Origin of the sequence: Colwellia demingiae (genome assembly GCF_007954275.1) — a bacterium.
Taxonomy (GTDB): Bacteria; Pseudomonadota; Gammaproteobacteria; order Enterobacterales; family Alteromonadaceae; genus Colwellia; species Colwellia demingiae.
Genome location: NZ_VOLT01000006.1, coordinates 263496 through 283932 on the forward strand (window position 1 = coordinate 263496; position 20437 = coordinate 283932).

General features: G+C 38.2%; 16 protein-coding genes. 2 read left to right on the forward strand and 14 right to left on the reverse strand.

From position 1 onward, the window contains the following. Positions 1-42 precede the first annotated feature (42 nt). The 5 genes from truA to fabB form a co-directional block, all read right to left on the reverse strand. A complete protein-coding gene (gene truA / locus ESZ36_RS13675) occupies positions 43-822 on the reverse strand; it encodes a tRNA pseudouridine(38-40) synthase TruA (RefSeq protein ID WP_146788913.1) in 780 nt (259 codons plus the stop codon). Between the two features lie 96 nt (positions 823-918). Then, complete coding sequence (locus ESZ36_RS13680) at positions 919-4533, reverse strand: FimV/HubP family polar landmark protein (protein WP_146788915.1); 3615 nt, start codon at positions 4531-4533, stop codon at positions 919-921. Between the two features lie 395 nt (positions 4534-4928). Further along, on the reverse strand, positions 4929-5948 hold the full coding sequence (locus tag ESZ36_RS13685; RefSeq protein ID WP_146788918.1) for an aspartate-semialdehyde dehydrogenase: 1020 nt from the start codon (positions 5946-5948) through the stop codon (positions 4929-4931). A gap of 58 nt (positions 5949-6006) precedes the next feature. Then, positions 6007-7200, reverse strand: a complete 1194-nt coding sequence (locus ESZ36_RS13690; RefSeq protein ID WP_146788920.1) for a 4-phosphoerythronate dehydrogenase — start codon at positions 7198-7200, stop codon at positions 6007-6009. 197 nt (positions 7201-7397) lie between these two features. Beyond that, the gene (fabB, locus tag ESZ36_RS13695; protein WP_011044556.1) at positions 7398-8609 is read right to left on the reverse strand and encodes a beta-ketoacyl-ACP synthase I; all 1212 of its coding nucleotides are present in this window, start codon (positions 8607-8609) and stop codon (positions 7398-7400) included. A 257-nt stretch (positions 8610-8866) separates the two neighbouring features. On the opposite strand from fabB, the gene mnmC reads away from it, so the two are divergent. Together mnmC and ESZ36_RS13705 are read left to right on the forward strand one after the other, a co-directional pair. Then, positions 8867-10915 carry a bifunctional tRNA (5-methylaminomethyl-2-thiouridine)(34)-methyltransferase MnmC2/FAD-dependent 5-carboxymethylaminomethyl-2-thiouridine(34) oxidoreductase MnmC1 gene (gene mnmC, locus ESZ36_RS13700; RefSeq protein ID WP_146788922.1) on the forward strand — a complete coding sequence of 683 codons (2049 nt, stop codon included), beginning with the start codon at positions 8867-8869 and terminating at the stop codon, positions 10913-10915. Between the two features lie 159 nt (positions 10916-11074). Further along, on the forward strand, positions 11075-11905 hold the full coding sequence (locus tag ESZ36_RS13705; RefSeq protein ID WP_146788924.1) for a type IV pili methyl-accepting chemotaxis transducer N-terminal domain-containing protein: 831 nt from the start codon (positions 11075-11077) through the stop codon (positions 11903-11905). A gap of 60 nt (positions 11906-11965) precedes the next feature. On the opposite strand, the gene ESZ36_RS13710 is transcribed toward ESZ36_RS13705, so the two are convergent. The 9 genes from ESZ36_RS13710 to ESZ36_RS13750 all read right to left on the reverse strand — a co-directional run bounded on the left by ESZ36_RS13710 (position 11966) and on the right by ESZ36_RS13750 (position 20212). Further along, complete coding sequence (locus tag ESZ36_RS13710; RefSeq protein ID WP_146788925.1) at positions 11966-12262, reverse strand: YfcL family protein; 297 nt, start codon at positions 12260-12262, stop codon at positions 11966-11968. 199 nt (positions 12263-12461) lie between these two features. Continuing rightward, entirely contained in the window at positions 12462-13625 is a 1164-nt protein-coding gene (locus tag ESZ36_RS13715; RefSeq protein WP_146788927.1) for an ATP-NAD kinase family protein, read from the reverse strand. Continuing rightward, positions 13612-14181: an elongation factor P hydroxylase gene (locus ESZ36_RS13720; RefSeq protein ID WP_146788929.1), complete on the reverse strand. Its 570-nt coding sequence runs from the start codon at positions 14179-14181 to the stop codon at positions 13612-13614. The genes ESZ36_RS13715 and ESZ36_RS13720 overlap by 14 nt, the downstream gene beginning before the upstream one ends. A 199-nt stretch (positions 14182-14380) precedes the next feature. Continuing rightward, a complete protein-coding gene (locus ESZ36_RS13725; RefSeq protein ID WP_146788931.1) occupies positions 14381-14713 on the reverse strand; it encodes a Na+/H+ antiporter subunit G in 333 nt (110 codons plus the stop codon). Positions 14714-14723: 10 nt separating this feature from the next. After that, a complete protein-coding gene (locus tag ESZ36_RS13730; protein WP_011044563.1) occupies positions 14724-14993 on the reverse strand; it encodes a K+/H+ antiporter subunit F in 270 nt (89 codons plus the stop codon). Beyond that, positions 14987-15523: a Na+/H+ antiporter subunit E gene (locus ESZ36_RS13735; protein WP_146788933.1), complete on the reverse strand. Its 537-nt coding sequence runs from the start codon at positions 15521-15523 to the stop codon at positions 14987-14989. Before ESZ36_RS13735 ends, ESZ36_RS13730 begins: the two co-directional genes overlap by 7 nt. Continuing rightward, the gene (locus ESZ36_RS13740) at positions 15523-17052 is read right to left on the reverse strand and encodes a monovalent cation/H+ antiporter subunit D (protein WP_146788935.1); all 1530 of its coding nucleotides are present in this window, start codon (positions 17050-17052) and stop codon (positions 15523-15525) included. The genes ESZ36_RS13735 and ESZ36_RS13740 overlap by 1 nt, the downstream gene beginning before the upstream one ends. Continuing rightward, on the reverse strand, positions 17049-17420 hold the full coding sequence (locus ESZ36_RS13745) for a Na+/H+ antiporter subunit C (protein ID WP_146788936.1): 372 nt from the start codon (positions 17418-17420) through the stop codon (positions 17049-17051). The genes ESZ36_RS13740 and ESZ36_RS13745 overlap by 4 nt, the downstream gene beginning before the upstream one ends. Next, entirely contained in the window at positions 17420-20212 is a 2793-nt protein-coding gene (locus ESZ36_RS13750) for a monovalent cation/H+ antiporter subunit A (protein WP_146788938.1), read from the reverse strand. The genes ESZ36_RS13745 and ESZ36_RS13750 overlap by 1 nt, the downstream gene beginning before the upstream one ends. Positions 20213-20437: the final 225 nt, after the last annotated feature.

The following is a 20437-nucleotide window of genomic DNA, read 5'->3' on the forward strand; positions in this document are numbered from 1 at the left end:
GGTCTGCTCAGTAAATAATTGTGATTTGATTAAACTTTCTATCTATAAAAATAATGGCCCTAAACGGCTTTTAGGTAATTCAAAGTTCTTAGGGTAATCCACATCGATAAAATATAAACCTTCTGGTGGTGCAGTAACACCTGCAACACAGCGGTTTTTAGCCAATAAAACTTCTTTCATCCAATGTGGTGTTTCTTGTGATTGACCAACTCGCATCAAGCTACCAACAATGTTTCGCACCATGTGATGTAAAAAAGCATTGGCTTTAATATCAACAACAAGATAATCCCCCTGTCGTGTCACCCGACAATGTTTTATCGTACGAACCGCAGAATGAGATTGACAATGCACAGTTCTAAACGAGGTAAAGTCATGTTTACCGATAAGATAATCAGCACCTTGTTGCATAAGACTTTCATCTAAAGCGTAGTGACAATGACTAATACCATGACTCAATATTGCTGAACGAAGTGGTTTATTGTAAATAATATAACGATAATTTCTTGCTGTGGCACTAAAGCGTGCATGAAATTCGTCATCAACTTTCTTTACCCAAGCAACGGCGATATCAGAAGGTAAGTGAGTATTTACGCCTAAAGTCCAAGCACTATCCTTGCGTTTTTTTGAAGTGTCAAAATGAATCACTTGATTGGTTGCATTAACCCCTGTGTCGGTTCGCCCGGCACAAACCACTTCAATTTTTTCATCTGCAATTTTAGATAATGCTTTTTCTAACTTTTCTTGTACCGTGATAACATTATTTTGGCGTTGCCAGCCACAATAATTTTTACCATCATACTCAATGCCTAACGCATAACGCATGCAACCCTACCTTTTCTAATGAAGAGATTATTTTCGCTGCGCATTATCCTTTATTTTATGCCGTTAGGCTATTGCTTGTTAGTTTATATTAACGCCTTACAATGAATCTAATAATGCTTGAGCTTCAACTCGCTGAGTTATATCTCCTTTGGAGATTACTTCTTGCAAGATTACTTGAGCATTTTCTTCATCATTCATTTCTATATACATTTTTGCTAAATCTAGTTTACTCGACATTGAGCCATCTTCATCAACATCCACGCCAGTCTCATTTTGAGCAAACTTTCCTAAGCCAACGTCAATATTGGTTTTTTCGTAAGGCTCTGACACATCACCCTCGCCTAAACTATCAGAGATGAGTTCATCGACAGAGACATAATCATCTGTTGGTTCTGTTTCCTGAGAGCTTTGAATACTTTCTTCGCCAAGGTTACCATTAGTTAAATCATCACCGATGTCGTCATTTTCAAAGATCAGTTCAATCTCATCATTTTCCATTGACGTAGTCGCTGACTCCTCTTCAATATTGGCTAATAGCTCATCAAAATCAACATTAGCTAACTCTTCAATAACGTCTAATTCATCAGCTTCTACAAGTGGCTCTTCATCTGAATCAGACATTTCAGATAATAGTTCAGCTAGAACATCTTCATCAGTAAAGTCAGGAGATAGCTCTATAGCCTCAGGTTGCTCTGTATCAGCTTCAATTGAATCATCTGCTAATAATTGACTTAATTCGGACTCTGTAAAGCCACCTTCAATTTGAGTATTATATGTTTCATCATTTGATGAATCAGTTAAGTTATCACCAACGTCGTCTCTTTCATCTTCTTGAAAGTTTCTTGTTGCTTCATCTTTACTGATGGTATCCGCAATAAGTGCATCAATATCTAGTTCATCGTCTAACTCATTACTTTCAGTACTTATTAGTGTTTCAGAATTCAACTCAGCGTCATTTTCTTTAGCAATAATATCGGTAAAATCAGCGGTAAGAAATGGGGTTACATATTCAGCAGTAAATGCGGATATTTTAGCTTCATTCTCTGCTTTTTCATTTTGAATTTTATGGTCTTCCGGACTTAATGTACTATCAGTTACCTTATCAATAGTACTTTTTTCATCCATTCCTTCATCAAGTTTCAACGGATTTATTATCTCTGATGAATCTTGTTTTACAACTTGTTGAGGTGTTGGAGCATTACCCGACATTGATTCAAGTAGTGCATCAATGTCATCAGGATCTGTAACTTCTGCTGAATCATTTATTGAGTCAAGCAACGCATCAATATCATCAGGGTCGGTTACCTCTGCTGTATCATTTTCTGGGTTACTTACCGAATCATTTATTGAATCAAGCAACGCATCTATATCATCAGGGTCGGTTACCTCTGCTGTGTCATCTTCTGGGTTACTTACCGAATCATTTATTGAATCAAGCAACGCATCAATATCATCAGGGTCGGTTACCTCTGCTGTGTCACCTTCAGGGCTACTTACCGAATCATTTATTGAATCAAGTAACGCATCAATATCATCAGGGTCGGTTACCTCTGCGGTGTCATTAACTGAATCACTTACTGGCTCATTTATTGAATCAAGTAACGCATCGATATCATCAGGGTCGGTTACCTCTGCAATGTCATTAGCTGAATCACTTACTGGCTCATTTATTGAGTCAAGCAACGCATCGATATCATCCGGGTCTGTTACCTCTGCGGTGTCATTAACTGAATCACTTACTGGCTCATTTATTGAGTCAAGCAACGCATCGATATCATCCGGGTCTGTTAACTCTACAGTGTCATTAACTGAATCACTTACTGGCTCATTTATTGAGTCAAGCAACGCATCGATATCATCAGGGTCGGTTACCTCTGCTGTGTCATTTTCTGGGCTACTTACCGAATCATTTACTGACTCAAGCAGCGCATCGATATCATCAGGGTCTGTTACCTCTACAGTGTCATTTTCTGGGCTACTTACCGAATAATTTACTGAGTCAAGCAACGCATCGATATCATCCGGGTCTGTTAACTCTACAGTGTCATTAACTGAGTCACTTACTGGCTCACTTATTGAGTCAAGCAACGCATCAATATCATCAGGGTCGGTTACCTCTGCTGTGTCATTTTCTGAATCATTGATTGATTCAAGCAGCGCATCGATATCATCCGGATCTGTTACCTCTGCCGTGTCATTTAATGAGTCACTTACCGAGTCGCTTTCTGAATCACTAACTGAGTCAAGTAACGCATCGATATCATCAGGGTCTGTTACCTCTGCGGCTTCATCTTTTGTTTCGATAGGCTCTTCGAAAACTAGGTCTTCATCAACAGAATCATCCAAGCCACTAAGTAGATCATTTAGATCATCTTGGCTTAACTCGCCCCCTTCAAGCTCTTCATTTTCTGACTTTTCAGCTTCATCATCTAAACCTGATAATAATGAATCTAAGTCATCTTGATCCAACTCACCACCATCAAGAATATCAATGTCACTTTCATCATCTAATAGGATGTCTTCAAGATCATCTAAGCTATCGTCTTCATCCAAGTGAATAACGTCATCATCACTGTCAATTAAATCTATATACAGATCATCATCCAAGTTCAACTCATCATCAAGTGATAAATCAAGTTCATCGTCTAAGTTCAACTCATCATCAAGTGATAAATCAAGCTCATCGTCCAAGTTCAACTCATCATCAAGTGACAAATCAAACTCATCGTCCAAGTTTAATTCATCATCCAGTGATAACTCTTCAGATGCGCTTTCTTTTTTAGCGACAGGTACTTGTTTTTTATTATCTAATTCGTTGAAGAAAACTTCATCCGAGGCCTGTTTCCGGCGTTTAAACAAAAAAGCCAGTAATAGTAGTATGAGGATCGCCGGCAGAGTGCCCATGACAATTTTGAACCACAAGCTTGACATGATATCTTGTTCCGCTAGTGCAGCCTGCTGTCTCTCTAATAAAAGCTCTTTTTCTCTGGCTTCAGCCTTTGCTAATAGGGCTTGCTGCAACTTGATCATATCATCCATTTGCAGCTTGATTTCTTTGCCTTTCGCTACCTCATTCTGCATGATGCCAAGTTTGTCATTAAAGGAGGTAAGCCGCTGACGTAAATCATCATTTTCTTTTAAAATAGCTTGCAAACCGTCAATTGAGTCTGAGATATCGTTTTGAATATGTTCTAATCGTTCCTGCTGTTGACCATCAATCTTTTGCAATTGGTCATTAATCTCAGTTTTTACTGTTTCTAAGTCTTTTTTCTTAACACTAGGTTCTATAAACACTGCCTTTTTAGGTGTTTTAGGCTGTGCTTTTTTCCAAGCTTTGCTATCACTTTCAGACTTTTTCTTCGCACTGTTAGTATTTATTGCCATCATATTATTAAACGATGGAATTTTTAAATATTGTCCTTCAACCAAATAATTAATGTTGCTATCGACAAACGCTTGTGGATTTTCTTGATATAACGCCTGCATGACTTGATATACGCTCAAGCGATTATCAGGGCGAATCCGAGTAGCAATGTTCCATAGAGTATCTTTAGAGGTGATTGGGCCATATCTATCATAAGGAAAAACATCACTACTTTTAGGTCCTCGCATGCGAATGCCGCGTTCTTCTTCTGCAATAACTGGGAAGTGGGCCGTGAGTATGCCAATAATAATCGCCTGCCATAGGCACAGACGCAATAAATGTTGCATAAGGATGTCCTAATAAACTAATTTAAGTTATGACGCTGTTCATTATATTTAAAGCGCCAAAAAAATACCGCATTACTTTACCTGACTAAGAGATAAAGCTTATCAGGAAGATAAAATGCAATATTTATTCCAAAAAACCATTAACTAACAAGATAATAGCAAATTCAATCAATAAGTCTCCTATTATTGTAACTCTTATGTAAATCTATACTTTGTTTTGAGAGGGGAATATATGACTACTTGCCTACTAATTAACTTTATTCCTGTTATAAAGTCAATGGGGCTCTTAGGGGACTGATAAAGTAAAATTAAGGATTTAAAATTGAAAAACTCGCCAATAACGGTATGACTACGGTTAATGACGAGTTTTTATATACTAACTATTGCAGTAAAAGTTAGCTTAAATGGTCTTTTACTAATAGTTCAGCAATTTGTACGCTATTCGTTGCCGCACCCTTGCGGACATTATCCGCAACGATCCACATATTAATGCCGCAACTATGGCTAATATCTTCACGAATACGACCAACATAAGTATCATCTTTTCCGCTCGCATCTCCAATTTGAGTTGGGAAGTCTTCATCATTACGACAAACAACAATACCAGGAGCTTGCTCTAATAAATCTTTAACTTCATCAGCTGAGATAGGTGAATTCGTTTCAATATGTAAGGCTTCGCCATGTCCAAAAAACACAGGAACACGAACAGCTGTTGGGTTAACAAGTACGTTTTCATCACCTAAAATCTTTTTAGTTTCCCAAACCATTTTCATTTCTTCTTTGGTGTAACCATTTTCTAAGAAATCATCAATTTGTGGAATAACATTAAATGCTATTTGACGTGAAAACTTTTTACTCTCTACTGGCTTACCACTTAATAGATTAGCTGTTTGTTTTGCTAATTCATCCATAGCTTCTTTACCACCACCAGAAACCGATTGGTAAGTACTAACATTTACACGACTAATACCTACGGCATCATAAATTGGCTTTAACGCCACCAACATTTGAATAGTAGAACAATTCGGGTTAGCTATTATATTGCGATTACGGTAATCAGCTATCGCTTCAGGATTAACTTCAGGCACAACAAGAGGAATATCAGCGTCATAGCGAAATTCAGAGGTATTATCAATAACAATACAGCCAGCTTCAGCAGCTATTGGAGCAAATTTAGCTGAAGTAGAACCACCGGCAGAAAAGAAACCAATTTGGACTTGGCTAAAATCAAAATCATCTGCATTTAATACTTCAATGCTCTGACCATTAAATTCAATAATTTCACCTGCAGAGCGAGCACTGGCTAAGGGATATAATTTATTAATTGGAAATTTTCGTTCTTCAAGAATCTCCATAATAGTTTTGCCAACTAACCCTGTTGCGCCAAGTATGCATACATCAAATTTTTGTGCCATGTTCCTCTCTCTCTTCATTAGACTTTCTCAAACAAATGAGTCGTCTCGATAGTTTAAATTAATTTTTATTAAAACCTAAACGATGTGGTACATCGCTATAAGTAGTAGATGATAAGTTGACCGTAACAGCAGAAAACTCCCTTCGAACGGGATAATTTTTCCTTAAACTGTCGAAACCTTGTACAAATAATTGTTGACGAAATATTGCATCGTCTCGCCTAACATCGTAAACCATTTTAACTAACTGGTTTAGTAATATTTGATTAAAATCTTGATTAATTTCAATTGCAGGGATACTAGCCGACGGTAAAAAGTTTGCTAACTGATATTTAGGCGTTATTGCTAACTGTTGACATAATGCCTGATAGAGCATTTCACTACCACGAGCTTTTCCTTCTAAGCTATAACCTGCTATATGTGCTGTGGCTATTTCAGTATAAGGAATTAAGGCTTCAAGAACATCAGGTTCTCCTTGCCAAACATCGAGTACAATTTTTACGCCATGACCTGCCGTTTTTAATGCTAATAAGGCGTGGTTATCAATAACATCACCACGGCAAGCGCTGATTAATATTTGATCCTCACGCAATAAGGCAAGGTTCTCTGCATTTATCAATTTGTTTGTAGGATGTTCTCCACCTACAACTTTAGGCACATGCAAAGAAATAACATCACACGCTAAAACATCCCCCAAGGGTACATAATGTCGTTGGTCAGTAGGGTTATGACTTTTATCTTGTTTTTGCTTTTCGGCTTGTTTTCTTTCAAGTAAAGGATCGCATATTTTATGTTCAATACCTAATGCAGTGAGTTTTTCACTTAAACGAGTACCTGTATTGCCGCCGCCAACAATACCGACGGTTAATGAAGATAAAGTGAGTAAATACCGCTCAGCTAAAACGACTAATGCGCTGAGTACATACTCAGCAACTGAAATGGCATTACAACCTGGCGCTGAATGGAAAGTGATGTTTCGTTTGGCGAGATAATTTAAGTCGATATGATCAGTACCTATAGTGGCACTACCAACAAAAGAAATTTTATCGTTCAAGTGAAGTAGTTGTTCATTAACCTGAGTAATTGAACGTACTAATAAAACATCTGCATCAGCAACTTGTGCTGCGGTTAACGTCCGACCTGAAAAAGGAACTAACTCTCCCTGCTCTTCGCCATCGATACCGTTATTAAGGTGGCAGAGTTCACTAAAAAACTCTTTGGCAAATGGCATATTTTCATCAAAATATATTTTCATAAATTCTAACTATTTGACTAAAGACATTAAAGTGTCTCAATTATACGCTCATTTAGAGCATAAGTACTAAATTTAACCCAGCAGAGCTAAAAAATTTGTCATGAATTATAAAAAAACCACGCTAAATATTATTTAGCGTGGTTTATTATTAGTTCTAAAATGAGCATTAAGTCGGAGCTGAGCTCCAAAATATAAGCTTATTTATATTTTTTCATTACCAATGTGGCATTAGTACCGCCAAAACCAAAGCTATTCGACATAACAAGGTTTAGCTCAACATCACGCTTTTCAGTAACAATATCTAAGCCTTGTGCTTTCTCATCTAAATTATCAATGTTAATTGAAGGAGCAACAAAGTTGTTTTCCATCATTAATATTGAGTAAATAGCTTCGTGAACGCCAGCAGCACCAAGTGCATGACCTGTCATTGCTTTAGTAGCACTAATAGCTGGTGAATCTTCACCAAATAATTCTTGAATTGCGCCCAATTCTTTAACATCGCCAACCGGTGTAGAAGTTCCGTGAGTATTTAAGTAATCAAGTTTACCTTCAACACCTTGCATGGCTTGTTGCATACAACGAACTGCGCCTTCACCACTTGGAGCTACCATGTCATAACCATCAGAGGTTGCGCCATAGCCAACAAGTTCAGCGTAAATATGTGCGCCACGTGCAAGGGCATGTTCTAATTCTTCAACAACAACCATACCGCCGCCGCCAGAAATTACAAAACCATCACGGTCTGCATCATAGGTACGAGAAGCTAATTCAGGTGTATCATTACGACCGGCTGATAAAGCCCCCATGCCATCAAACATCATAGCAAGTGACCAATGAACTTCTTCACCACCACCAGCAAAAACGATATCTTGTTTGCCTAATTGAATAAGCTCCATCGCATTACCAATACAATGAGCACTTGTTGCACAAGCTGAACTAATTGAGTAGTTAACACCTTTAATTTTAAAAGGCGTTGCTAAACAAGCAGATACTGTGCTGCCCATAGTTTTTGGTACGGCATAAGGACCAACACGACGAATACCACGGTTACGAAGCGTATCAGTTGAAGCAACGATGTTTTCAGATGAAGCGCCACCAGATCCAGCAACAATACCAGTACGGAAATTTGAGACTTGATCTTCAGTTAATTTTGCATCTTTAACAGCTTGATCCATAGCAATATAAGCATAACCTGCAGCATCACCCATAAAACGGATGGCTTTACGATCAATGTGATCTTTAGTTTCAATATCAGGTTTACCCCAAACTTGACTACGTAGACCTTGCTCTGCAAAACTTTCAGAATGAGAGATACCTGACTTACCAGCTTTTAATGAGGCTAATACTTCATCCGCATTGTTACCAATACTTGAGACTATACCTAAGCCTGTTATTACGACACGTTTCATTTAACTACCATCTATAATTATGAAATTTTGCGCTATTATACAAGTAATAGCGATTGAACTGGTATTACTAGTTGCTTATCACAACAAAAAACCAGCGTACACTTGTACACTATAATATGATATCCATTCTAATATATCTATGACATTTTAATTTATCTACCTTTATTTCTGATCAAAACCTATATTTCGCGTAAAATAGGCAAGGTAAGCGAATAGAACTATCCTCTAACACTGTCACTTCACCTAAAGAATTTTTCATGAAAAAACTCGATAAAACAAATAATAGCAATAAATTATCCTACCAAAAAGATGGAACCCCTTATTGCCAGCGCTTTGATGATATTTATTTTGAAAGTGAGTCAGGTTATCTGCAAAGTGATTTTGTTTTTATTCAAAAAAATAAAATAGGATTACGTTTACAAGTTGCTAAACAAACATTTACCGTGGCAGAAACAGGTTTTGGCACTGGGTTAAATTTTTTATTAACCTTACAGGCGTACCAAAAATCGCAACAAGCTTCATCGATTCAGCTAGCACCTTTGCATTTCATCAGCGTGGAAAAGTACCCACTAACAAAAGAGCAATTAGTCCAGTCTTTGTCTGTTTTACCGCAACTACAATCGTTAGCCTTAACACTCATTAATAGTTACCCTGATTGCCCTGTCGAAGAGTTTGGTCAAGAATTTAAAACAACCTTTTTCAATGGCCAAGTACGGTTAACTCTTATCTTTGATGATGCAGCCCAAGGTTTCTCTTCATTAAACTGTTCAAAAGAAGGTTTAGTCGATGCTTGGTATTTAGATGGATTTACTCCAGCAAAAAAACCTGACATGTGGAGTAAGGATTTATTCTCTCAAATTGGCAGACTTTCTAAAGATCAAGCGACACTGACCACATTTACTGTTGCTGGCTTTGTAAAAAGACAACTGCGTGATATCGGCTTTCGACTTGAAAAACTATTAGCGAAAGGTAAAAAGAAAGAAATGCTGTCTGCTGTCATGCAAAATAACCCGATAACGAATAAAGGCTACTATTTAAGACCTCTTATTACAAAACCCCAACACGTAAGTATTATTGGGGGTGGTATCGCTTCTGCTTGTGCTGCTTATGCATTAACTAAGCAAGGAGTAAAAGTAACTTTATACTGTAAAGATACTTCTCTTGCGCAAGGCGGGTCTGGCAATGCGATTGGCGCTTTATATCCTTTATTACACCAACAGGAAGATGATATAAGCTCTTTTTACCAGCAAGCTTTCTGGCGCGCTAAAGCGTTATATACAGAGATTGCCGAGCAAGGTTTTTCATTCGCACACCAATGGTGTGGATTATTAGAAGTATCTTATAAGGAAGCATTAATTAAGAGACAACACGCATTTGAAAGCCTGAATACTTGGCCTAATGACCTCATCCATGGAGTCAATGCGAAACAGGCCAGCGAACTTGCCAATATAGACCTATCTTATGGTGGTCTTTTTATGCCTAATGCTGGTTGGATATCTCCTCAAGACTTAGTTAAACAAATTTTTAATGCGGCCAAGTCAACTACCCGTTTAAAAATAATGACCGATACTCATATCACTAAAATAAAACAAGTTGCTAATGCCACCCCAAATGAAAACAGCACTTCCTGGTCTTTAACGAGTAACCAAGGTGAATTTAACGCCAGTGTATTAGTAATATGTGGAGGTGCTGATGCGATTAAAATCGAACAGCTAAAACCTTTGCCACTTACCGCTACTCGTGGCCAAATAACGAGCATGAAGAGTAATAATAAGATAAATAAACTCTCTACCGTAATTTGCCATAAGGGCTATTTAACCCCTGAAAATAACGGTATCCATTGCATTGGAGCAACGTTCCAGAAAAATGATACTAATATCACAACAAACAAAGCTGATGATGAGTATAACTTAACAATGCTAGATAAGTGCTTACCAGAATTGTCGTCAACCATTGATTGGCAAGAGCAAGATATTTCTTCAAGTAAAGCAAGACTACGTTGTATGTCACAAGACCATTTACCTCTTGTAGGTGCAGTGCCTGATATTAAAGAACATGTAGCTACTTACTCTCATTTAGCCAAAGATAAAAATTGGAAATATAGCCAAGCAGCACCGTGTATTGATAACCTTTACGTCTTACTTGGGCTTGGTGCCCGAGGTTTGTGTTCAGCACCTTTGGCTGCTGATATCTTAACAGCTGAGTTATGTAATACCCCTTACCCAGTGGATAGCCAAATGTTATTCAACTTAAGTCCTAACCGTTTTATCATCAGGGATATTATAAAACGAAAAATAAAGTCATAAGTATAATCGACCTACTAAATAATTAAGACAGCAAAGAAGGAGTAAATAAAAGCGTAAATAAACAAAAAAACTTGTGCTAAATCAACCTCCTTACCAGAAAAATAATTTACGGTACTTCTGTCGATAAAAAATGGTTTATTATATTTAGGAGTTCCAGACATGAAAGTCAGCTTGCCTCAATGGCCTATCATTATCATTGCATTGCTATTAAGCATCGCTTTTCATCCCGTTGATGCCCAACAGCTAAATACATCACAAGCCATTAACCAAGCAGGGTTACAACGTATGTTGTCGCAACGTATGGCTAAGAATTATATACTATTAAGCCAAGATATCGATGCGGATGCTGCTGCCGATGAATTAGATGAAAGTGCAGCACTTTTCGAAGAAAATCTATTTAACTTAACTAGTTCAATTAAAGATAAAAAATCTAAAACGGCGCTTCAGAGGCTTAAAAGAGAATGGTATGCTTTTCGTGTATTTGCTTTAGAGAATGCTAAGACAGAAAACACTGAGCGAGTGGTCAAAAAAAGCACATCCTTACTGAAAACGGCGCATGCTTTAGTATTAAGTATCGAATTTACATCAAGATCACATAGCGATCATTTAGTTAACTTATCAGGCAGACAACGTATGTTATCTCAGCGCTTAGCTATGCTTTATTACGCAAGCAACTCAGGTTATACGGAAAAATTATTTCAACAAGAGATGCATAAAACAGCAAGACAATTTGATCAAGCCTTAACTAAACTAATCAATTCAAGAGAGAACACTCCAGAAATCAAAGAATCATTGCAAGATATTACTAATCAATGGAGCTTTTACAAAACTCGTTTTGATGGTTCAGATAAAGGAAGATTTTCACCTAAGACTATTAAAGTAGTTAGTGAGTCATTGTTAAAAGCAATGAACGATATCACTAAACTTTATGAGATAGTAAGCATAAGTGAAAACAAATACGCTTCTTGGATAAAACCAGCTAATAAATAAATGAAGTTAGTTCGTATAAAAAATAAAAGCGATGAACAGCACTGTTAATCGCTTTTTTATTTAGGTATTAATGGCTAATTTCTCTTGTAATTCCAACCAAAAATTACTGACAATTACGCTATCCTGTGGAGATAACTCTGCTTTAGCAGCCGCTATTTTATGATTAATCGCTTGTATTAGTTCTGTCGTTAGTGATTGTTGTTCATCACCAAAATCTGTAGCTGTCAAAGCAATTAAGCCGCGTAAGTAACCGCTAGCAAACAGAGTATCGCTATCGATATCCTGTTCAAATAAACTATCCAAATATTTATATAACTGCTCAACTGTCGTTAAGGTATTGTCTGAACTATCTGACATAAAGTTTTATCCTAGATATTAATATATATCACTTACCATAATCTTAAAGTGGACTTATACCACTTTCTTTAGGTTTGTGAAGTAGTTGTACAGATAAAAATCAGGACAATCTGCTCAAGATTACAATAGCTTGCTATTGGTGTTGGGAGCAACGCTGTCTTGAAGCTTTTTACCTGCACAGTGATTCATAATTTAATTATTATTGAGGGCTAGCAAGTGGGTAAAGCACTTGGTCTTTATAACCGGTCGTTATCGGCATAAATCCTGAAAGCTCTTGATCGAGTTCAACATCGCCGGTATCACTAATTAGTGGCTTATTATTCAAGGCTTCTAATTTAGCCTTAGTCGCCAAAATAGTAATGTTTTCACTACCACCAGCTTGCGCTAAAATAGTTCGAATAATACGAGGGCTTAATTGCTGATTACCACGACCAAAAACATGACCCTGGCCACCAATTAAGGTTATAACAAGCTTAGTCACCCCCTGATAATCAGTAATTGCTTTGTAGAGTTCCGCCTCAGTGACATCGGAGGAAATCAGTGATTGTTCGCTAACAATATCAACACCTAGTAAAGTATTTTCTAAGGCTAATTCACTCATTAAAAAAGCTGTGGTTGAGCCAGAGCCGATTATAAATTGTCGGTCATCATGGTCATTCATTTCTTCAATAACATTGGCTGCGATATCTTGTAATACCAGTTCGTCACTTTCTTTTCCGCCTGACTTAACCGCTTGCACATAGCGCAGCTCACTCGGAATTTTCATCTCGCTATACCGCTTTGCTTTGACAATGCCTTGCCTAAATAAGCTTTCATCTATATCCATCACATCACCGGTAGTTAAGGTCACTAATTCCTTGGTGACCATTAATTCAATAATGCGACCTGCGGCTTTTGGCGTAATAGCATAAACACCGGAGTGAATTTTACAACCTGCAGGTATCCCTAAAACGGGTACTTGCTGATAATCATCATCACTAGCAACAACATTCGCAATATCTCGAGCAGTACCATCACCGCCAGCAAATAAAATAATGTCCACGCCATTTGCCAGTAAAGCTTCAACGGCTAGCTGACTATCTTCACTTTCAGTGTGCTTGTGCTTTGCTTGATAAAGTACTTCTACTTTAAAGCCTAAATCACGGGCACATTTTTCACCCATAAGATCATTGGCGGTATAAATCACTATGTCATCTTTGTAAGGTAATAATACCTCAAGAGCCAGTGAAGCCCGCGCGTTTGCTTGAGGTTTCGCTCCTAAGGCTAATGCGTGCATTGCCATGCCGTCACTTCCCTTAAGTGCAACACTACCACCGATGCCTGCAATAGGATTGATTATAAACCCCAATTTAAAATGTTTCATATTCATGTTCCTTTTCACTATTTCCTACATTCTCACCAAACTGTATTACCGTTAAAGGGTAAGGTGTTTGATAAAAGTTAGTTAGTGCTTCAATAAACTGCTGTGCTCGAGGTGGAAAACCATTCTCGATAAAAATTAACACTTGTTGATAAACCTTTGCTTTAAAACCACTAAGGTCACCTTGATATCCATTGAGATTATCTGCAGAGGTATGGAATTTTCTCTGTGCTGCAACGTTAAAGGCCCATTCAATCGCTTGGGGAATAACTTCAACTTGCTCAAATTTCTTTTGTTGTTTCTCATTGCGACCATCTGGAATATACCAATAACCAAAATCTTCTAATAGACGTCTTTTTTCACCAGCTTGACACCAATGAGCTATTTCATGGAAGGCACTGGCGTAATAACCATGAGCGAAAATTATTTGATGGAAAGCACAGGTTTCGTCGGCAGGTGCGTACAAGGGTTCATCACCACCTTTGATTAAGCGAGTATTGTATTGCTTAAAAAAAACCTGGTCGAATAGGGAAATAAGATCTTGGTAGTGGTGCTGCATAAACTAAGCTAATTAGCTGGAATTATTGTCGGCTATTATAACGAAAAATAGTGATTGTTACATTGCCATTTTTAATTAATTACTGAGGTATAAATCGACTTGATACTACGATCTTTGTTACGAAGTAACCCAAGATCGCTGAGATAAGTGAGTCAACAACACTACTTAACTTAATTGCGAGAAAAAAAACTGTAAGGGATTAAAGCTCATCTTCGATGTTATCTTTACCTTGGGTCCGATCTATACTATCAAGCTTATGATGAATGGCCGATTTAATCATCATATAAGCACTAATTGGTGCCGTTAGTAATAAAAACAGAGAGATAAGTATTTCTTTTACACTAAATCCTGATTGTGTCGTGCTAAAAAAAATCATTGCGGCAGTTAACAAGGCTGCCATTCCGAGTGTTGTCGCTTTAGTTGGACCATGAAGACGCATGAAAAAATCAGGCATTTTCACTAAACCAATAGAGCCAACGAGTACAAAAGAGCCGCCAATTAATAATAATATTGAAATAATCCATTCAGTCATAACTTAACCCTTATTCTATAATATCGCCGCGTAGCAGGTATTTACATACTGCAACCGTACTAACAAAGCCCAACATCGCGATTAACAGTGCAGCTTCATAATATAATGCTGTCCCCATACTCATGCCATATAAAATAATCAATGCAATGCTATTTATATACATAGTATCGAGCGCAAGTATCCTATCAGGTACAGAGGGTCCTACCAATAAACGCCATATATTTAATAATAATGACAAACCTATCATAGCGAACACAATTAAAATCACAGTTTCTAGCATTGAAATATCTCCTTAAGAGGGGCTTCATAACGTTGCTTAATTGTGTCTATTAAGGCTTGTTCATCTTTAAGATCTAAAACGTGTATCAGTAAAAATCGTTGTTCCGATCCCTCTCCTTCTATGAAAGACTCGCTCCAAGGCAGCACTTCTGCACTGACTGTTCCTGGTGTTAATGACACTGTACTCGCCAAAATGGTTATTGGCATACTGTGTGTTAAGTCTAACGGCACCTTGATGAAGCCAGGCGTTAATTTTTTAGTCGGACCTAATATCAAAATAGCAACTTGGACATTCGCAGTAATAATGTCATATAAAACCAAAAATAAATGACGTATTGCCAAACCTGGCTTGATGATTAATGGCTGCTTAGTTCTAAATGGGCTAGTCGCCAATGGAATAACTATGGCCAAAATAACCGCTAATACAATATGCCCAGCCGATACGCTGTTATTTAATAATAACCATACAAAAAATAGTAAAATACTCAATATTGGAGCGGGGAGCCATTTAAATCGTGTTTCTAACCGCATTACTGGCCTCCTGAAAGAATAACTTTAATGTTGTAATTAAAATCATGTAACTGGGTAGCTGCATCAATTGCATACTCACTTAATGGTCCAGCAAATAAACTCATTAAAGGCGCACCAGAAATAAGAATAATCAATGCTACTAGCTGCGCAGGGTGAACGCGTTCTTGCCCTGCATTTTCTGTTGCATTACTTTGAACACTGCCTTGATGATGCCAAAAAATAGTGCTGCCAGCTTTAGACACACCAATCAATATCGCTAGACTTGCCAGTAAATAGAGCGGCCAAAAAACAAAGGTATATTCGGCATTTAATGTTGCTTTAAGTAACCATACTTTACCAATGAAACCAGACAATGGTGGCATGCCTATCACCGCAATACCGGCAATCAAAAAGCAAACACCAAGCAACCTTGGCTGAGCGATTGGAGGACCCGCAGTAATGCGATCCGCAACGTTACCACGTTGACGACCAATTAAGTCAGCTAAGATGAATAGTGCTGCAGTGACCAACGTTGAGTGAACTAAGTAATAAATAGCTGCAGAACTGGCCTCAACGGTTTGAACGGCAACTAAAGCAACTAAGGTTCCCACCGACACAATCACCAAATTTGCGGCTAATTTTCTTAAGTCTTTACTCGCTATAACTCCTATTGTGCCCATAGCAATAGTGGCGAGTGCTAACCACCATAACCAACTTTGCGCCATATGACTCAGTTCACCGGCTTCATCGCCAAAAATTAGCGTATAAACACGCATCATTGAGTACACGCCAACCTTTGTCATTATTGCAAATAATGCAGCGACAATAGGCATAGCAGTAGCGTAAGTATTCGGTAACCACAGATGTAGCGGTAATAAGGCGCCTTTTAAAGCAAAGACCACCAGCAGCAACAAGCCACCTATTTTAGCAAGGTAAACATCATCACCTTGTAAGAGTGATACTTTCTGAGCCATATCAGCCATATTTAGAGTACCTAATACCCCATATAAAACACCCAGAGCAATCAAGAAAACCGCCGAGCCAACAAGGTTCATAATTACATATTGTAAAGCGGCACGAGTATTCTTTTTATCTCCACCGTGCATTAGTAATGAATACGAGGCAATGAGCAACACTTCAAAAAAGACAAATAGATTAAAAGCATCACCCGTTAAAAATGCGCCATTTACCCCTAAAACTAGAAAATGTACGAGTGGATGGAAGAAACTGCCTTTATCATCATCTCCTGCACTTGCATATAAAACGCATACAATGCCTAGCAACGCGGTTAAGCAAGCTAACAAAGTAGATAAAGGGTCAGCCACTAAAACAATACCAAAAGGCGCACTCCAATCACCGATTGCATAAACTTGCGTACCGTCGGCTTGCACTTTCAATAACAAGGCCAACGATGCTAAAAATGTGATTATACTTAATACTACCGAAGCAACTCTTCTGATGGCTATACTTTTGCCACAAGGTGGCATTAATAAAATAACAGCTGCCAACATCGGCAATAACACGGGTAAAGATGTCAAATGTTGGATCATACTTTACCCTTTTTATTTTTGTCGTTCTTTTTATCACTATTCTTATCGAGCACTAGGCCATCTACATGGTCACTTCCTAAGTCTGCTCGTCCTCTGATAGCTAAAATAACCACAAAGGCTGTCATTGCAAAACCGATAACAATCGCGGTTAGCACTAGGGCTTGCGGCAATGGATCAGCATATTGAGTACTGTTTCCTAATACAGCAGCCTTGTTGAGGCTAAGCCGTCCCGAAGAGAACAGGAATAAATTAACCGCGTAAGAGAGCATCGTTAGCCCTAATACAACGGGGAAAGTTCTAGAGCGTAATATTAAAAACACGCCACAAGACACTAAAATCCCAACGCAAGATGCGTAAAGTAACTCCATTAAATATTCACCTCTTCTTTAGGCGTATTAGCCGTTAATTGACCTAGACTTGCTAAAATCATTAATGTCGCACCCACTACCGTAAAATAAACACCTACATCAAATATCAAGGCACTAGCGAGTTCAATTTCTCCAATAAAAGGGATATCAAAATAATCAAACCACGTGGTCATGAAAGGTCTTCCAAAGAACCAACTGCCAACCCCGGTAAATAACGCTATCGTAATCCCTGATGCAATAATCTTGCGGTAATTAATGGGTAAGCGCTCAGAAATCCAGTTTGAACCATGAGCTATATACTGCAAAATAAAAGCGATTGCAGTCACTAAACCTGCGATAAATCCACCACCAGGGAGGTTATGTCCGCGTAAGAAAATATAAAACGACACCATTAATGCCAAAGGCAGTAATGACTGAGAAATACTCGCTAATAAAATAGGGTACCGTTCTTTCGCCCAAGGCCGCCCTTCACTGTCACTGCTTGGCATAATTAAAGGTAAGTTAACTAGCAGCTTTGAAATACCTAATGCTGCAATGCCTAGTACACAGATTTCGCCTAAAGTATCAAAGCCACGAAAATCGACCAAAATAACATTAACAACGTTAGTTCCACCGCCGCCTGTTTTAGCATTCGCTAAGAAAAAATCAGAGATTGACTCAAGTGGTCGTGTAATTAATGCATAACAAATACTACTAACAACGATACCCAAAGCGGCTGAGATCCCTAAATCGCGCAACACTCGAATAGAACTAGACTCTTTTGGCGAGCGTTGCGGTAAGAAAAATAATGCCAGCATAAGTAAAACAATGTTGACTACTTCAACCGTTAATTGAGTCAATGCTAAATCAGGTGCTGAGAAACGAGTAAACGCGACAGACACCATTAAACCTACGACGGAGATCATCAGCAGCGATATCATACGTGTGCGATACCAAATCACAGTACTAATGGCACCAATCATTAACAAGGCAGCGCCAATTGCGTTATGAACATCAATTGGAGTGAGTTGTTTTTGCCCGCCTAGCTGGTTCATTTCAAATAATGGCCAACCAGCAAAAAACAATACAACAACAAACATCAAGATTAAATAGCGTTGTAAAGAGCCGTTTTCTATAGCGCATATTTTACGCTGACACCACTTAGTCACTACATAAATAGTGCTATCGAAGGCCTTTTTAGCGTCAAAACTAGGCAGTGAAGCATGATATTGATACAGATAACGTCGCTGTGTATACAGTAATACACCACCGGTTACTGCAATGGCGCTCATCAAGAGTGGTAAATTAAAACCGTGCCATAGAGCAACTTTAAACTCAGGTACATATCCACCAATTACAGCAAATGAGGCTGCTTTTAAAATATCGTCAACAATAAAGTTCGGAAATATTCCCACAACTAAGCACAAAGCAACCAGTATCTCTATTGGCACTCGCATATAACGAGGCGGTTCACTGGGTTGTCTTGGTAAATCAATGGGGTCGCCATTAAAGAAAACATCATGAATAAAGCGAGCCGAATAAGCCACCGCTAAAGCGCCTGCAACTGTGGCAAGTACTGGAATAAGCCAAGACATAGATCCGAGTAATTGTTGATGTAGCGTTTCAGCAAAAAACATTTCTTTAGATAAGAAACCATTCAATAGCGGAACACCAGCCATCGCAGCCGCTGCCACCATTGCCAACGTTGCCGTATAAGGCATAAATCGCCACATACCGTTGAGTTTTCGCATGTCACGCGTACCAGTTTCATGGTCAATAATACCGGTTGCCATAAATAAAGAGGCTTTAAATGTTGCATGATTAATTATATGGAAAATAGCGGCGACTGCCGCAAGCTGAGTATCTAATCCTAATAATAAGGTGATCAAACCTAAATGACTGATGGTCGAATAGGCTAATAAACCTTTTAAATCATGTTTAAATAAAGCTATATAAGCGCCAAATAATAATGTGGTTAGTCCGGTTAAACTGACCAGAATAAACCAGAGTTCAGTACCGGCTAAAGCAGGATAGAAACGTGCTAATAAGAAGATACCCGCTTTTACCATGGTGGCGGAATGCAGGTAAGCACTTACCGGCGTTGGCGCGGCCATAGCATGTGGCAACCAAAAATGAAAAGGAAATTGTGCTGACTTAGTAAAAGCGCCAAGTAGTATTAATATTAAGGTTACTTCATACCAAGCATGTGATTGGATTATTTCTCTGCTGGCTAAAATAATGTCTAAATTATAACTACCAACAATATTACCCAACAAAAGTAAACCAGCGAGTAATGCTAAACCACCGCCACCGGTTATGGTTAAAGCCATTATCGCACCTTTGCGTGCTTCAGCTTTATGCCACCAATAACTAATTAACAAAAACGAGCTAATACTGGTGAGTTCCCAAAAAAACCACAGCTGTATGATATTGTTTGACATGACAATACCAAGCATCGCAGTCATAAACAGCATCAAATAAGAATAAAGCTTGGGCATAGAGTCTTTACTGCTTAGGTAATAACGAGCATAAAAGATAACTAATATGCCGATGCCTAATATCATAAAAACAAACAACAGCGCTAAGCCATCTAAACGAAAGGCGATGTCTATACCCAGTAAAGGGATCCACGAAATAGTTTGACGAATAACTTCACCAGAGAAAACTGCTGGCGCTAAGCTAATCGTCATTAATAATGCGATGATCGGCATTAACATGGTCAAACCGGTCGATTGATTACGCGTTAATTTACCCGTCATTGAAGAAATAATACTGCCAAGTAAGGATAGCAAGGGTATCCAAAGCAAAGTCATAGAGTAAACCTTATAATTTTTATAATGAGAAGTAATCGTATCAAGAGATATAGCCATAATATGTCAGATTACATAGCAGTGGCAAACATTATAAATGTGAAAATTTGTAACGACTTTAACACGACATAACACAAGATTTTAGACTTAAGTCTAAAAATAATTCGGATAATTTAATTATTTACGTCAATAATTCAAATAATACACTTATTTCACTAGTCTCTCTAC

Bases quoted from the DNA above. Each gene is read 5' to 3' on its own strand.
- ESZ36_RS13705 (WP_146788924.1), top strand. From the start codon at position 11,075: ATGAAAGTCAGCTTGCCTCAATGGCCTATCATTATCATTGCATTGCTA.
- ESZ36_RS13745 (WP_146788936.1), bottom strand. From the start codon at position 17,420: ATGGAGTTACTTTACGCATCTTGCGTTGGGATTTTAGTGTCTTGTGGC.
- mnmC (WP_146788922.1), top strand. From the start codon at position 8,867: ATGAAAAAACTCGATAAAACAAATAATAGCAATAAATTATCCTACCAA.
- ESZ36_RS13710 (WP_146788925.1), bottom strand. From the start codon at position 12,262: ATGTCAGATAGTTCAGACAATACCTTAACGACAGTTGAGCAGTTATAT.
- ESZ36_RS13680 (WP_146788915.1), bottom strand. From the start codon at position 4,533: ATGCAACATTTATTGCGTCTGTGCCTATGGCAGGCGATTATTATTGGC.
- ESZ36_RS13720 (WP_146788929.1), bottom strand. From the start codon at position 14,181: ATGCAGCACCACTACCAAGATCTTATTTCCCTATTCGACCAGGTTTTT.
- fabB (WP_011044556.1), bottom strand. From the start codon at position 8,609: ATGAAACGTGTCGTAATAACAGGCTTAGGTATAGTCTCAAGTATTGGT.
- ESZ36_RS13725 (WP_146788931.1), bottom strand. From the start codon at position 14,713: ATGACTGAATGGATTATTTCAATATTATTATTAATTGGCGGCTCTTTT.
- ESZ36_RS13690 (WP_146788920.1), bottom strand. From the start codon at position 7,200: ATGAAAATATATTTTGATGAAAATATGCCATTTGCCAAAGAGTTTTTT.
- ESZ36_RS13730 (WP_011044563.1), bottom strand. From the start codon at position 14,993: ATGCTAGAAACTGTGATTTTAATTGTGTTCGCTATGATAGGTTTGTCA.
- ESZ36_RS13735 (WP_146788933.1), bottom strand. From the start codon at position 15,523: ATGCGGTTAGAAACACGATTTAAATGGCTCCCCGCTCCAATATTGAGT.
- truA (WP_146788913.1), bottom strand. From the start codon at position 822: ATGCGTTATGCGTTAGGCATTGAGTATGATGGTAAAAATTATTGTGGC.
- ESZ36_RS13685 (WP_146788918.1), bottom strand. From the start codon at position 5,948: ATGGCACAAAAATTTGATGTATGCATACTTGGCGCAACAGGGTTAGTT.
- ESZ36_RS13740 (WP_146788935.1), bottom strand. From the start codon at position 17,052: ATGATCCAACATTTGACATCTTTACCCGTGTTATTGCCGATGTTGGCA.
- ESZ36_RS13750 (WP_146788938.1), bottom strand. From the start codon at position 20,212: ATGACTTTGCTTTGGATACCCTTGCTATCCTTACTTGGCAGTATTATT.
- ESZ36_RS13715 (WP_146788927.1), bottom strand. From the start codon at position 13,625: ATGAAACATTTTAAATTGGGGTTTATAATCAATCCTATTGCAGGCATC.